The organism is Faecalibacterium taiwanense, from assembly GCF_036632915.2.
GTDB lineage: Bacteria > Bacillota > Clostridia > Oscillospirales > Ruminococcaceae > Faecalibacterium > Faecalibacterium taiwanense.
The window spans coordinates 1,438,695-1,451,470 of the sequence record NZ_CP155552.1; the positions used below are offsets into that span (position 1 = coordinate 1,438,695).

A 12,776-nucleotide genomic window follows, 5' to 3' on the forward strand; every position below is an offset into this window, starting at 1 on the left:
TCTCCCATAGAAGAAGGAAGAACAAGGCAGAAGCCGTCCTGTGTGTGCAGGGCGGCTTTGCTGTTTTTAAGGTGCACAGGGCAAAGCACACAGTTTTTGATGATGGTTTTTAGTGACCCTGCCGGAATTTATCTGTAAGACAAAATAAATAGGAATTATTCTTAAAATTATCCTTGACTAACTAGGAATAATTCGCTATAATAGAGCCATGACAAGGGCCGGTGAGTACCAACACCGCCCAGCCTGTTTTCTAACTGATATAAAAAGAATGATGGAGGTCTATTCTTATGAAGAAGTACGTTTGCACCGTTTGTGGTTATATTGCTGAAGGCGAGATCCCGGCACAGTGCCCCGTCTGCAAGGCTCCTGCTTCCGCTTTTGTGGAGAAGACCGGCAACACCTACGTCACCGAGCATGTTGTGGGCATCGGCAAGGCCGAGGGCGTGCCGCAGGAGATCGTGGATGGCCTGCGCGCAAACTTTGAGGGTGAGTGCAGCGAGGTCGGCATGTATCTGGCAATGGCTCGTGTGGCTGAGCGCGAGGGCTACCCCGAGATTGCTGAGGCTTACAAGCGTTATGCCTACGAGGAAGCAGACCACGCATCCCGCTTTGCAGAGCTGCTGGGCGAAGTTGTCACCGACAGCACCAAGAAGAACCTGATGATGCGTGCCGAGGCCGAGTGCGGCGCATGTGCAGGCAAGATGGATCTGGCCAAGAAGGCAAAGGCCCTGAATCTGGATGCCATCCACGACACCGTTCACGAGATGGCAAAGGACGAGGCCCGTCACGGCCGCGGCTTTGAGGGCCTGCTGAAGCGCTACTTCAACACCGAAGTCTGATAAGGTTTCCCCGGTTATCCATTCTGACCGCTGCATGGCTTTGCCGCTGTGCAGCGGTTTTTTGCTGCCTTCAACCCCCTGAGATGTCTGGTTGACAGGTGCCGCAGTGCGGTTTATAATTTGTCATATCGTATTGCGAAACACAGCAAAGGGGAATATGGATAATGGAAAACGAACGACGAGTGCAGCAAAAGGCCCCGGCGAGCCGCTACGCCCTGCTGGACGAACTGCGCGGACTGGATCTGGTCAGCATGATGCTGTACCATGCCTGCTGGGACATGATGTTCCTGTTCGGCATCTGGATGGACTGGTATATCGGCTGGCCGGGGCGGCTGTGGCAGCAGAGCATCTGCTGGGTGTTCATCCTGCTGTCCGGCTTCTGCGTGCCGCTGGGACACCGCACCCTGAAGCGCGGCGCACAGGTGTTTGCTGCCGGGGCACTGGTCACGGTGGTGACGCTGGTCTTCATGCCGGAGGACCGGGTGGTGTTCGGTGTGCTGACCTTTCTGGGCAGCGCCATGCTGCTCACCGGTGTGCTGGAACCGCTGCTGAAAAAGATCCCGCCCGCCGCAGGGCTGGCGGTTTCGGCGGTGCTGTTTGCACTGACTTATCATCTGGACGAGCGTTGGCTCGGCTTCGGCGGGCTGCGCCTTGCGTTGCCGGATGCATGGTACGCGAATTACTTTACAGCGTTTTTCGGCTTTCTGCCCTTCGATTTTTATTCCACCGATTATTTTGCCCTGCTGCCGTGGCTGTTTCTGTTCTGGGCAGGGTACTTTCTGCACGGCGTGGTGGGCCGGGCGCGGATGGAACCGTTGCGCCGTTCGGTCTGCCCGGCGCTGGGCTGGATGGGCCGGCACTCGCTTTTGCTGTATCTGCTGCACCAGCCGGTGATCTACGGCGTACTTTCAGCCGCGGCAGTTCTTTTTGCATAAAAGGCTTGACACAGCCGGGAAGCTGTGGTATTCTATCGGTGGTTAGAAGGTACTAACCAAATGGGGATGCGTCTGCGTGGTTGGACGCATTTTCATGGAACATAAAGTTAGATATATCTAACTAATATTGATTTGAGAGAGGACGATCTTTATGAGCAAAGTAGCAGTCGTATTCTGGAGCGCAACCGGCAACACTGAGACCATGGCAAACTGCGTGGCAGAGGGTGCAAACGGCACCATCGTGCCCTGCAGCGAGATGAACGCCGCAAAGCTGGCTGAGTTTGATGCAGTGGCTTTTGGCTGCCCCGCAATGGGTGCTGAGCAGCTGGAGGAGAGCGAGTTCGAGCCGATGTTCTCTGATCTGGAGGGTTCTCTGAACGGCAAGAAGATCGCCCTGTTCGGCTCCTACGGCTGGGGCGACGGCCAGTGGATGCGTGACTGGGTGGAGCGTGCTCAGGGCGACGGCGCACAGGTGCTGAACGGTGAGGGCCTGATCTGCAACGAGGCCCCGGACGATGATGTTCAGGCTGCATGCCGCAAGCTGGGTGCAGATCTGGCTGCATGGTAAACAGGAGAAGCTTCTCTTGACAAACAGAGACAGCTGCGATAAACTATGAGAACACCGAAAAACGGTGTTTTTGTAGAGCTGAAAGTTAGTAAATACTAACTTTCGCGCAAAAGCAACAGCCTCTGTACAGAATGCATCAAAACTGCGGCAGGGGACAGCAGGCGGAAAGGTCTGCGCTCCTGCCGCTTTGGTTTCAGAAGGCGGTGTATATGGCAGTGGCTGCAGCAATTGGTGTTACGGTAGGCTTTGCATTTTTGCGCCGTGCGGTGCGCCGCGCTGCAATGCGGTCGGACCGTAGAAAAAAATAAGGCAGCAGGAGGCCCCGTCCCATGCAGGATACCCCGAAGAACTTGGATCAGAAGCGCGCAGATGAAAAGATGCTGGTGAGCGAGATGATCGCTCTTTACTGCCGCAGGCAGCACAAAACACCCAAAGGCAGCCTGTGCCCGGAGTGCCGGCAGCTGCATGATTACGCCCTGACCCGCATTGACAAATGCCCGTTCATGGAGACCAAGACCTTCTGCTCGGCCTGCAAAGTGCACTGCTACAAGCCGGAAATGCGGGAGAAGATCCGCGCGGTGATGCGCTGGGCAGGCCCGCGGATGCTGCCGGTGCACCCGGTGCTTTCCATCCGGCATGCGGCAGTCACACTCCGGTCTAAGCGCGAAGCGAAAAAGACTGGCTGAATTTTCCGGAATAAACACCCTGCCCGCAGGCCATACTGTGGACAGAGAGGTGATAAATATGGAAAACATCGGCGTTACCTGTGATGTCTGCGAGTGCAGCCACAATGTGAGCGGCTGCAAGTGCGACCTGCCCCAGATCAAAGTGACCGAGCAGTGCACCTGCGATACGCAGCAGGTGGAGACCCCGCACTACTGCCAGAGCTACGAGAAAAAGTAATTCCTAAAGCAGCAAAACAGCTCCTGCCAGAGCATTTCCGGCAGGAGCTGTTTTGGGTCACGGAGGTCAGCGCAGGGCCACATTGCAGGTGGCAAGGCTGCGGATCAGGGTGCCCACGCTCTCTTTCATCCGGATGCCCACGAAGCCCAGCGTGAATGCGGCCTGCACATTGGCCAGATTGTCGTCGATGAACACGCACTCGCTGGCCTTCAGGCCGTATTGATCCAGCAGGGCCTGATAGATGCGGGGGTCGGGCTTGTTGATGTGCACCTCGCAGGAGGCTACGCCGCCGTCAAAGCGATCCAGCACGCCGCGCTCCTTGAGCAGGGCCAGCACGTCCTCCGGGATGTTGCTGAGATAGTACACGCTGTAGCCATGGTTCTTCAGGCGGCGCACCAGCTCCTGCATCCGGCGGCGCGGGCGCAGGATGTGCAGCCAGTCGTCCAGCACGCCCTGCACCTCAAACTCGCGCCCGGCGGCCTTGGCGTTGCGCAGCATGGCCTGATTGCCGTCAAAGCGGGAGACAAGCCCCGCATCCAGCTGCTTCCACTCCTCGCTGCCAAAGGTCAGGTCGTACACCTGCTCCTCGATCTCTTCATTGCAAATGCGGTCTACCAGATAGGCGCGGGGGGCAAAATCCACCATGACACCGCCCAGATCAAACACGATGCTTTTATACATTTAAAATTTCCTCTGTTTCTCATGGAATGCTCTGCCCACAGTATACCACAATCTGCCATGCGGTTTCCACTGCTTTTTGCATGATGTGCCTGGCGGCTGCATAAGCTGTGGCAGAAAGGGGAGAAGGGCATTGACCATCCGGGAACTGTGTGAAAAAGAGGTGGTGCAGCTGGAGCAGGGGGTCTGCCTTGGCCGGGCCGACGACCTGACCTTTGACCCTGCCACCGCCCGGCTGCAGAGCCTGATCCTGCTGGGACGGCCAAGGCTGTTCGGATTGCTTGGCCGGGACGATAGCCTGACCATTCCATGGCAGGAGATCGAGACCATTGGCACGGATGCGGTGCTGGTGCACACGGCCCTGCCGGAAGCACCGCCGCAGCCGGAACAGCTCAAATGGTGGCAAAAGCTGCGCGTGAAGCTGGGTTTGTAAATTTTTTGCAAAAACAGGGTGGACTTTTTTGTGGAAGTGACTATAATAATCGCAGAAGCTTTGTGCAAAAAGCGTAAAGAAATGTGCTTTTGCGTATGATCTGAGGTTTCAAGGATGAGGAAAGGAACAGGAATTATGAAAACTCCCAAACCGCTTTTGGCGCTGCGGATGGTATTCCCGCTGGCGGCATCGCTGATCGTGCTGCTGCTGGGCGAGGGGATCGCCCGCGGGAGCCTGAGCGCAGACGTTTTTGCAAGTTTTATCTTCCCGCACATCGGGGCTTATCTGCTGGCGTGGCTGCTGCTGTTTCTGGTGTGGCTGCTGCTGGACTGGGTGCTCCGCTGTCCGCCGCTGTCCACGCTGGGCATGGCGGTGCTGGGCTGTGCGCCCTGCGCGGTGAACTTTTACACCCTGCAGCTGCGCGGCGAGCCGTTCCTGCCATGGGATCTGACACAGGTGTCGGAGGCTGCCGGTGTGGCATCCGCTGCGGGCCTCAAGATCCAGCCCAGCATGGTGGTGACCATCATCGTGGTGCTGGTGCTGATGGCGGGCAGCTTCTTCCTGTTCCGCGGCCGCCACAAACAGCGCTGGCTGCCCCGGCTGGCGGGCAGTGCCGCCACCGCAGCGGCCCTCTGCCTGCTGGTGTTCGGCGTGTACCTGCAGCCCGCGGTCACGCAGGTGCTGGGCATTACGCCGGATGCATGGATGCAGGACCGCTACTACCGCTACTACGGCGTGATCACCGGCTTTATGACCAACCTCACCAATCTGGAGATCTCGAAGCCCGAGGAATACTCGCAGGAAGCGGTGGATGCCCTGCTGGACAATGTGGACGAGAGCCAGAAGTTTGCCACCAGTCCGCTGTATTCCACCAGCTACAGTGCCGTGACCCCCAAGGACGAGCAGGTGAAGCAGCCCACCATCATCTATGTGATGGACGAGTCCTACTGGGATGTCTCGGAGCTGGAACAGTACGGCATCACCTTTGATACCGATGTCTCCAAGAACCTGCACGCCTTGCAGCAGACCAGCGCCTATGGCCGGGCCTACAGCCCCAGCTTTGGCGGCGGCACCTGCGATGTGGAGTTTGAAGCCCTTACCGGCTACTCGGTATCCTTCCTGCCCAGCGGCAGCAAGCCCTACCAGCAGCATGTGACCAAGCCCATGTTCGCCATGCCCAATTACCTCAAGCTCAAGGGCTACCAGACCGCAGCCGTGCACTGCTTCTGGGCAAAATACTGGAGCCGCGACAAGGCTTACCCCAACCTCGGCTTTGACGATTTTATCAGCCTTGAGGATATGCATGGCGTGACCAAGGTGCGCAAGCACTACTGGACCAACGGCCTTGTCACCGATGATTCCATGGCCGACCAGATCATCCAGCAGTACGAGAGCATGAAGTCCAGCTCGGACAAGCCCATCTTCCTGCACGCTGTCACCATGCAGAACCATACCAATTATAACAAGGACAACTACCCGGACGACGAGCGCGTAAAGGTGCTGTCCCACCCGGCGGGCCTCAAGCCCAGCACCGTGGGCGCGCTGGAAGATTTTGCTACCGGCATCCGGGATGCAGATGCCATGATGGGCAAACTGACCGAATACTTCTCGCAGGTGGACGAGCCGGTCATTCTGGTGTTCTGGGGCGACCACTATAACCCTATCGATTCCAATTACGATGTCTACACCACTACCGGCTATGCCAGCGATTCCAGCGCAGACCCCCGCCTGCACCAGACCACGCTGCTGATGTGGTCCAACTACAGCCAGCAGCAGGTGGACCTTGGCACCATTGCCGCTTACGATATCTCGCCGGTGATGATGGACATTTACGGTCTGGAAGAGCCGCTCTACTTCCAGTTTCTGAACCGTCAGCTGCGTGTGGCCAGCCGCACCAATACCCGCGGAACCACCATGAATCTGGACGGCACCACCACGCAGGAGCCTACCGAGTTCCAGCAGCGGTGGAGCGCAGAGCACTGGCTTTTGCAGTACGACCTGATGTTCGGCAGGGGATACGCCCTGCAGCGCATGGGCCTTGCGGGCCTGAGCGGCGTGGACACAGGCAAATGAGCGAAAAACAGACGATTTCTTTGTAAAAAACAGAGAAAAACTCTTGCAACCGGCGTTTGTTTGTGATATTATAACAAGGCATTACACACGCATCACTATGCCCTTTTGTGCCCAAATGGGTGGAGGGCAGTCCCGAACCGTCCGATACGGCCCGGGATCACGGTGTGCGGAGGCAAAACAATATCTGGAGGTATTTTTACTATGGCAGTCGTTTCTATGAAGCAGCTTCTCGAAGCAGGTGTGCACTTCGGTCACCAGACCCGCCGCTGGAACCCCAAGATGGCAAAGTACATCTTCACCGAGCGCAACGGCATCTATATCATCGATCTGCAGAAGACCGTGAAGAAGCTGGACGAGGCTTACAACTACGTGAAGGAAGTTGCAGCTGAGGGCGGCGACATTCTGTTCGTCGGCACCAAGAAGCAGGCCCAGGAGTCCATCCGTGACGAGGCTCTGCGCTGCGGCATGCACTATGTCAATGCTCGCTGGCTGGGCGGTATGCTGACCAACTTCCGCACCATCCGCAAGCGCATCGACCGTATGGATCAGCTGGCTAAGATGAAGGAGAACGGCACCTTCGAGCTGCTGCCCAAGAAGGAAGTTGCCAAGCTGGAGCTGGAGATGGAGAAGCTGGACAAGTACCTGGGCGGTGTCAAGAACATGAAGACCCTGCCGAAGGCTATGTTCATCGTTGATCCTCACAAGGAGCGCATCGCTGTTGCTGAGGCCCGCAAGCTGAACATCCCCATCGTGGCTATCGTTGATACCAACTGCAACCCCGACGAGATCGATTACGTGATCCCCGGCAACGACGACGCAATCCGCGCTGTCAAGCTGATCGCTGGCGCTATGGCTGACGCTGTGCTGGAAGGCAAGCAGGGCAACCAGGAGGCCGCTCCCGCTGAGGATGCAGCAAACGCCTGATTTCCCATCCCACAAACAACAAAATAACGTGTAAGGGAGAATACGAAAATGGCTATTTCTGCAAAGGACGTTATGGAACTGCGCAAGCAGACCGACTGCGGCATGATGGAGTGCAAGAAGGCTCTGACCGAGGCTGACGGCAACTTCGAGAAGGCAATCGAGATCCTGCGTGAGCGTGGTCTGGCTACCGCTGCCAAGAAGGCAAGCCGTACCGCTGCCGAGGGCATGGTCTACGCTGACTACTGCCCCCAGTGCAAGGTGGGTGTTGTCATCGAGGTCAACGCTGAGACCGACTTCGTCGCCAAGAACGACAAGTTCGTTGCTTTCGTCAAGGAGGCTACTCAGGTCATCATGAAGCAGAACCCTGCTGATGTTGAGGCTCTGATGGCTTGCAAGACCGAGAACGGCGAGACCGTGGACGAGGCTCTGAAGAACCTGATCCTGGTCATCAAGGAGAACATCAAGGTTCGCCGCTTCGTCCGTTACGAGGGCGTTTGCTCTGCATACGTCCACGGCGGCGGCACCCACGGCATTCTGGTCAACTTCGAGACCACCAACGGCATCGAGGCTAAGGACGAGTTCGTTACCTACGGCAAGGACATCGCCATGCAGGTTGCAGCTGCTAACCCCGGCTATGTCGATGAGGCTTCTGTCCCCGCTGAGGTCGTGGCCAAGGAGAAGGAGATCATGCTGGCTCAGATGGCTGGCGATCCCAAGACCGCTAACAAGCCCGAGGCTGTGAAGCAGAAGATGATCGAGGGCAAGATCAAGAAGTTCTTCAAGGAGAACTGCCTGGTCGATCAGGAGTTCGTCAAGGACAGCGACCTGACCGTTGCTCAGTACACCGCTAAGGTCGCTAAGGATCTGGGCGGCGACATCAAGATCGTCAAGTTCACCCGCTTCCAGAAGGGCGAAGGCCTGGAGAAGCGTGCTGACGACTTCGCTGCTGAAGTTGCAAGCATGGTGAAGTAATTTAACTTCCAAAGTTGAATTGGGAGCTGCAGTACCCGTAACAGGGCGCTGCGGCTCCTTTTTGTTTGTGTTTGGCGGGCGGATGTGCTATCATAGAGAAAACGGAAAGAAGGGAGGACGAAAAGCAATGCGCAGTGTAAACAAAACGTCTCTCCGATTGGAGAGCATGATCGGATAAGGAGAATCCCTTATGAAAAAACAAACCATGACTCTTGCGGGCATCCCTGCCATCCTGTACGGCAGCCGGAGCCGCAGGGTCTATCTCTATCTCCATGGCAAGAACGGCTGCAAGGAAGAGGCAGAACGTTTTGCCGCTACAGCCTGTGAAGCGGGCTGGCAGGTGCTGGCTATCGACCTGCCCGAGCATGGCGCACGGAAAAACAGCCCTGAGCGGCTTCTGCCGTGGGTGGCTGTGCCGGAGATAGAAGCCGTATACGCCCGCATGAAGCCGGTGTGGGCGCATATCCGGCTGTATGGTGTGAGCATCGGCGCGTGGCTTGCCATGCAGGCGCTGCAGGGAGACGCGCCGGAACAGGCCCTGCTGGTCTCTCCGGTGGTGGATATGGAAGCTCTCATCACGGATATGATGCAATGTGCCCATGTGACCGAGGAACAGCTGCAGCGGGCAGGGGAGATCCCCACGGATCTTGGGGAGACCCTCTCATGGCCGTATCTGTGCTGGGTGCGGGAACATCCGCTGCACTGGCATGGCCGCACGCAGGTGCTGTATGGTGACAGGGATGCCCTGACCAGCCGCACCATGATCGAGCGCTTCCGTCAGGAAAGCGGGGCGCATTTGACAATCATGGAAGGCGGGGAACACTGGTTCCACACCCCAGTGCAGATGGCGGTCCTTCAAACGTGGGAAGAAACGAACGTTTGATTTTTGATTTAGAATAGCCGCCGCGTGCGCTTTGGCTATTTTTAGCGGAAGTATTATTTTTATATTTGCAAACCAGCAAAGCCTGCGGGCTTTGCTGGTTTGCTTTTTCACGGGAAAGGTCGTGACCGTACACTGCATTTTTTGTGGTGACTATGCATTTTATCTTTGGGACTCTTTCTGTGAAAAAATGGTTTGGAAACGACCGCAGTCGTTTCCAAACCACAATATCAAATAAATTTTCCTCTGCTTATGGCCAGAGCGCACGCGGAGGCCATTTCAAATCATAGAAGCTTACAGCAACAAAAACTGCCGCTGACGGTTTTTACGCCGTCAGCGGCAGTTTGCATTTACAGATTCAGTTCAGCAGGATCTGAAACTCAGACCTTTGCTTCGCTGTTGTGCTCAGCATTCTTATAGGCCTTGAAGGAGTGGAACACGATGTTCAGGCCCAGAACGATCAGCAGCACGGCCAGGATCAGCTGCAGGCCGTTTGCAATGAACACAGCACCCCAAGTGGTCTCGCCAGCGGGGATGGTGACAGCAGCGGCATTGCTGATGGCCTTGACCATGGCGATCAGGCGCTGCACCAGAGCGGTGAAGGTGACGCACAGCATGATGATCAGCGGAGGGAAGATCATCTTGTTGCTGCGGCCGGTGACCTTCAGGAACACGCACAGGGTGGCCAGAACCAGAGCGCTCAGCAGCTGGTTTGCAGAACCGAACAGGGGCCAGATGTTGGCGTAGCCGATCTTGGTCAGCAGGAAGCCGAAAGCCAGAGTCAGGAAGGTGGAGAAGTACACGTTGCACAGCAGCTTGCGCCAGCCCTCAGCATGCTCCATGTCGTCCACGCTGAACAGCTCCTGGAAGCTCATGCGGCCGATACGGGCCACAGCATCCAGACTGGTCAGGGCCAGTGCGGAAACGCACATGGTCATAAACACAGAGGCAAAGTGCTGGTCCAGGCCGAAGCCCACGAAGAAGCTGGCAACGCCGCGGCTGAAGATCTGGAACGGAGTGCCGTCTGCGGGGGTGCCGTCTGCAGCAGCAGAAGCACCGGCCACGCACAGGGCGATGACAGCCAGCAGGCTTTCCAGCACCATGGCACCGTAGCCGACCTTCAGCATATCCTTCTCATTGGTAACGGTCTTGGAGGAAGTGCCGGAAGACACCAGACTGTGGAAACCGGAAACAGCGCCGCAGGCAACGGTAACGAACAGGATGGGGAACATGGTGCCCAGCTTGGCGTTGGTAAAGCCGGTGAACACCGGCAGGTTCATGACGGGATGATTGACGATCAGGCCCAGAACAGCGCCCACGATCATGGCCACGAACATAAAGGTGGTCATGTGGTCACGGGGCTGCTTCAACAGCCACATGGGCAGGACAGCGGCAAAGAAGATGTACACAAAGGTGATGTAGCTCCATGCAGCCTTGCCCAGAATGATGGGGAAGTTTGCACCCACCACAAAGGACAGCACGATGAATACGATGCTGATCACATTCTCTTTCCAGCCGGTGAAGTGCAGGTTCTTCTGCAGCAGGCCAAAGATCACGGCGAACACCATGAACATGATGGAGACCATGCCGGCAGCACCGTTGGTCTGGGCAGCCTCCACCAGAGCACCGTCGGCACCGTAGGCATTGAAGGTGCCGGCCACCATGTCGGCAAAGGCGGCAATGACGATGCCGCAGAACAGCCAGCAGAACAGCAGGAACAGCTTGCGGCCGGTCTTGCCGATGTACTTTTCGATCAGCATGCCCATGCTCTTGCCGTCGTTCTTAACGGAAGCATACAGAGCGCCGAAGTCGGTGACGGCACCGAAGAAGATGCCGCCCAGCAGCACCCACAGCAGCACCGGCAGCCAGCCGAAAGCAGCGGCCTGGATCGCACCGGTAACAGGGCCTGCACCGGCAATGGAGCTGAACTGGTGTGCAAACACGGTCCAGCCGTCGGTGGGAACGTAGTCCCGGCCGTCCTCATGGACAACTGCCGGGGTCTTGGCAGAGGGGTCGATGCCCCACTTGTTTGCCAGCCAGCGGCCGTAAAGCATATAAGCGCCAAACAGACACACGGCTGCGATCAATACGATGACCAGCGTATTCATTGTTTTTACCTCTTTCCTTTCTTGGCATCCGGCAAATGTCAGCGGCATGGGGGCGGCAGGATGTAAAAAAGGCCCCGTCTTCCTGCGTTCGTTCCGTTTGGGACGAACCATCGAAGACGAAGGCCTTCACATACACTGCACATCGTGTATGGAATACTCCGCGATACCACTTCGTTTGCTGCACAGGGCAGCCACTCCCAGCGTACATACATACGCAGCCCCGTAACGTGGGCAAAACGGCCATGCATTACTGGAAGGCGGGGTCAGCGCCTTTGTTCACACAGGCTGCTCGCAGGGGAGAACGCTTTGCTCCTGACTGCTGCCCTTGCATCAGATGGGCGGCTCTCTGGGAGAGGGTGCTGCAAAGAATCATGTCCTGTTCATCGCATTTGCCGAATGATTGTCCGTATTTTAGTGTGGAATTCACAAATTGTCAATATCATTGGAGCAAGTTCGGAGGATACACTAATTCAGGAAAGCGTTCTGCAATAATTTTTAGGTGATTTTTGTTCATGCGTGAAACGAAGAAAACTATACACGTCAACGAATGAAAAGAGTTCACGCCAAGGGCTTGACTTTCACACTTTGATGTGCTAAAGTGGTGATGCAAGAAAGAACCTGAACATTTCCGGAACATTTAAAAGAGGGAACGCTCCCAAAACCGGACAGTCCGCTGCGGCGGCAAGGAGAACATTCATGGCAGATAAAAATTCCAGAAGAAACCAGACCACCGATGCACTGTTTGATGCCATCCTCAGTCTGGAAACGCGGGAGGAGTGCTACAACTTCTTTGAAGACCTGTGCACTGTAAAGGAGATCTCGGATATGGCGCAGCGGCTGGAAGCGGCAAAGATGCTGCTGGACGGCAGAACCTACGATCAGATCGTGAAGGCAGTGGAGATCAGCACGGCCACCATCAGCCGCATCAACCGCTGCATCCAGTACGGCTCCGGCGGCTACCGCGAGACCATTGAAAAGGTGCGCGGCATCCAGAACCCTAAAAAGCAGGAGTAACACCGGCGTACCCGGCAGACATAGAATGGGGCGTACACCGCCCCTGACCGGACGAATGAAAGGAAGGTTTTATCATGTCTGCTGAGAACTGTATCGATACCACCCGCTGCCCCTGCCCCTGCCTGCCCAAGGTGACGCTGGAGCAGGCGGTCGTTGACCTTGTGGAGAGCATTGCTCTGCAGGAAAATGCCCTGAGCCACATCCTGTGTGCCGAAAGCCGGAAGATGGACGCCGCCATGAAACTGGACGGTCTGGACCTGTGCAAGCTGCTGGAAGTAAACGATTCGGCCACCAACATGGTGCACGCCGTGGCAAACCTGGAGCTGGTGCTCAAGGATAAGCTGGAGTTCGTCTCCAACAACCTGTACTATCCGCCTGTGGATGCCGCAGCGAAGTAAGAAGATGCGGAAAGGCCTGTCCGGATGCCGGGCGGGCCTTTTCTCTGCTTG

14 protein-coding genes are annotated in these 12,776 nt (G+C 56.6%); 12 read left to right on the top strand and 2 right to left on the bottom strand.

The window, feature by feature from the left end; all coding sequences use genetic code 11:
- Nucleotides 1–287: 287 nt before the first annotated feature.
- The 5 genes from PXT33_RS07230 to PXT33_RS07250 all read left to right on the top strand — a co-directional run bounded on the left by PXT33_RS07230 (nucleotide 288) and on the right by PXT33_RS07250 (nucleotide 3,245).
- Complete coding sequence (locus PXT33_RS07230) at nucleotides 288–839, top strand: NADH peroxidase (RefSeq protein ID WP_005926148.1); 552 nt, start codon at nucleotides 288–290, stop codon at nucleotides 837–839.
- 164 nt (nucleotides 840–1,003) lie between these two features.
- On the top strand, nucleotides 1,004–1,774 hold the full coding sequence (locus PXT33_RS07235; protein WP_332376221.1) for a heparan-alpha-glucosaminide N-acetyltransferase: 771 nt from the start codon (nucleotides 1,004–1,006) through the stop codon (nucleotides 1,772–1,774).
- Nucleotides 1,775–1,925: 151 nt separating this feature from the next.
- On the top strand, nucleotides 1,926–2,342 hold the full coding sequence (locus PXT33_RS07240; protein WP_005940293.1) for a flavodoxin: 417 nt from the start codon (nucleotides 1,926–1,928) through the stop codon (nucleotides 2,340–2,342).
- Nucleotides 2,343–2,671: 329 nt separating this feature from the next.
- Entirely contained in the window at nucleotides 2,672–3,028 is a 357-nt protein-coding gene (locus PXT33_RS07245; protein ID WP_097781902.1) for a nitrous oxide-stimulated promoter family protein, read from the top strand.
- A gap of 58 nt (nucleotides 3,029–3,086) precedes the next feature.
- Nucleotides 3,087–3,245, top strand: coding sequence for a DUF1540 domain-containing protein (locus tag PXT33_RS07250; protein ID WP_005940302.1), 159 nt, complete (start codon nucleotides 3,087–3,089; stop codon nucleotides 3,243–3,245).
- 66 nt (nucleotides 3,246–3,311) lie between these two features.
- On the opposite strand, the gene PXT33_RS07255 is transcribed toward PXT33_RS07250, so the two are convergent.
- Nucleotides 3,312–3,926, bottom strand: coding sequence for an HAD family phosphatase (locus PXT33_RS07255; RefSeq protein ID WP_097774864.1), 615 nt, complete (start codon nucleotides 3,924–3,926; stop codon nucleotides 3,312–3,314).
- Between the two features lie 130 nt (nucleotides 3,927–4,056).
- On the opposite strand from PXT33_RS07255, the gene PXT33_RS07260 reads away from it, so the two are divergent.
- From PXT33_RS07260 to PXT33_RS07280, 5 genes are all read left to right on the top strand, one after another.
- Nucleotides 4,057–4,356, top strand: a complete 300-nt coding sequence (locus PXT33_RS07260) for a PRC-barrel domain-containing protein (RefSeq protein ID WP_097774865.1) — start codon at nucleotides 4,057–4,059, stop codon at nucleotides 4,354–4,356.
- A gap of 135 nt (nucleotides 4,357–4,491) precedes the next feature.
- Nucleotides 4,492–6,429, top strand: coding sequence for an LTA synthase family protein (locus PXT33_RS07265; RefSeq protein WP_332376222.1), 1,938 nt, complete (start codon nucleotides 4,492–4,494; stop codon nucleotides 6,427–6,429).
- 201 nt (nucleotides 6,430–6,630) lie between these two features.
- Nucleotides 6,631–7,353, top strand: coding sequence for a 30S ribosomal protein S2 (gene rpsB / locus PXT33_RS07270; protein ID WP_005940316.1), 723 nt, complete (start codon nucleotides 6,631–6,633; stop codon nucleotides 7,351–7,353).
- A 48-nt stretch (nucleotides 7,354–7,401) separates the two neighbouring features.
- Nucleotides 7,402–8,325 carry a translation elongation factor Ts gene (gene tsf, locus PXT33_RS07275; RefSeq protein WP_005940319.1) on the top strand — a complete coding sequence of 308 codons (924 nt, stop codon included), beginning with the start codon at nucleotides 7,402–7,404 and terminating at the stop codon, nucleotides 8,323–8,325.
- Nucleotides 8,326–8,515: 190 nt separating this feature from the next.
- Complete coding sequence (locus PXT33_RS07280) at nucleotides 8,516–9,208, top strand: alpha/beta hydrolase (protein ID WP_332376223.1); 693 nt, start codon at nucleotides 8,516–8,518, stop codon at nucleotides 9,206–9,208.
- 377 nt (nucleotides 9,209–9,585) lie between these two features.
- Here PXT33_RS07280 and PXT33_RS07285 read toward each other — a convergent pair whose 3' ends face one another.
- On the bottom strand, nucleotides 9,586–11,313 hold the full coding sequence (locus PXT33_RS07285) for a carbon starvation CstA family protein (protein ID WP_332376224.1): 1,728 nt from the start codon (nucleotides 11,311–11,313) through the stop codon (nucleotides 9,586–9,588).
- Between the two features lie 696 nt (nucleotides 11,314–12,009).
- Between PXT33_RS07285 and PXT33_RS07290 the strand changes: the two genes are divergently transcribed.
- Both PXT33_RS07290 and PXT33_RS07295 read left to right on the top strand, forming a co-directional pair.
- Nucleotides 12,010–12,327: a YerC/YecD family TrpR-related protein gene (locus PXT33_RS07290; protein WP_120079555.1), complete on the top strand. Its 318-nt coding sequence runs from the start codon at nucleotides 12,010–12,012 to the stop codon at nucleotides 12,325–12,327.
- Between the two features lie 74 nt (nucleotides 12,328–12,401).
- Complete coding sequence (locus PXT33_RS07295; protein ID WP_097774870.1) at nucleotides 12,402–12,725, top strand: hypothetical protein; 324 nt, start codon at nucleotides 12,402–12,404, stop codon at nucleotides 12,723–12,725.
- Nucleotides 12,726–12,776: the final 51 nt, after the last annotated feature.

Excerpts from the sequence above, each read along its gene's own strand:
- PXT33_RS07230 (WP_005926148.1), top strand. The coding sequence starts at position 288 with ATGAAGAAGTACGTTTGCACCGTTTGTGGTTATATTGCTGAAGGCGAG.
- PXT33_RS07235 (WP_332376221.1), top strand. The coding sequence starts at position 1,004 with ATGGAAAACGAACGACGAGTGCAGCAAAAGGCCCCGGCGAGCCGCTAC.
- PXT33_RS07240 (WP_005940293.1), top strand. The coding sequence starts at position 1,926 with ATGAGCAAAGTAGCAGTCGTATTCTGGAGCGCAACCGGCAACACTGAG.
- PXT33_RS07245 (WP_097781902.1), top strand. The coding sequence starts at position 2,672 with ATGCAGGATACCCCGAAGAACTTGGATCAGAAGCGCGCAGATGAAAAG.
- PXT33_RS07250 (WP_005940302.1), top strand. The coding sequence starts at position 3,087 with ATGGAAAACATCGGCGTTACCTGTGATGTCTGCGAGTGCAGCCACAAT.
- PXT33_RS07255 (WP_097774864.1), bottom strand. The coding sequence starts at position 3,926 with ATGTATAAAAGCATCGTGTTTGATCTGGGCGGTGTCATGGTGGATTTT.
- PXT33_RS07265 (WP_332376222.1), top strand. The coding sequence starts at position 4,492 with ATGAAAACTCCCAAACCGCTTTTGGCGCTGCGGATGGTATTCCCGCTG.
- rpsB (WP_005940316.1), top strand. The coding sequence starts at position 6,631 with ATGGCAGTCGTTTCTATGAAGCAGCTTCTCGAAGCAGGTGTGCACTTC.
- tsf (WP_005940319.1), top strand. The coding sequence starts at position 7,402 with ATGGCTATTTCTGCAAAGGACGTTATGGAACTGCGCAAGCAGACCGAC.
- PXT33_RS07280 (WP_332376223.1), top strand. The coding sequence starts at position 8,516 with ATGAAAAAACAAACCATGACTCTTGCGGGCATCCCTGCCATCCTGTAC.
- PXT33_RS07285 (WP_332376224.1), bottom strand. The coding sequence starts at position 11,313 with ATGAATACGCTGGTCATCGTATTGATCGCAGCCGTGTGTCTGTTTGGC.
- PXT33_RS07290 (WP_120079555.1), top strand. The coding sequence starts at position 12,010 with ATGGCAGATAAAAATTCCAGAAGAAACCAGACCACCGATGCACTGTTT.
- PXT33_RS07295 (WP_097774870.1), top strand. The coding sequence starts at position 12,402 with ATGTCTGCTGAGAACTGTATCGATACCACCCGCTGCCCCTGCCCCTGC.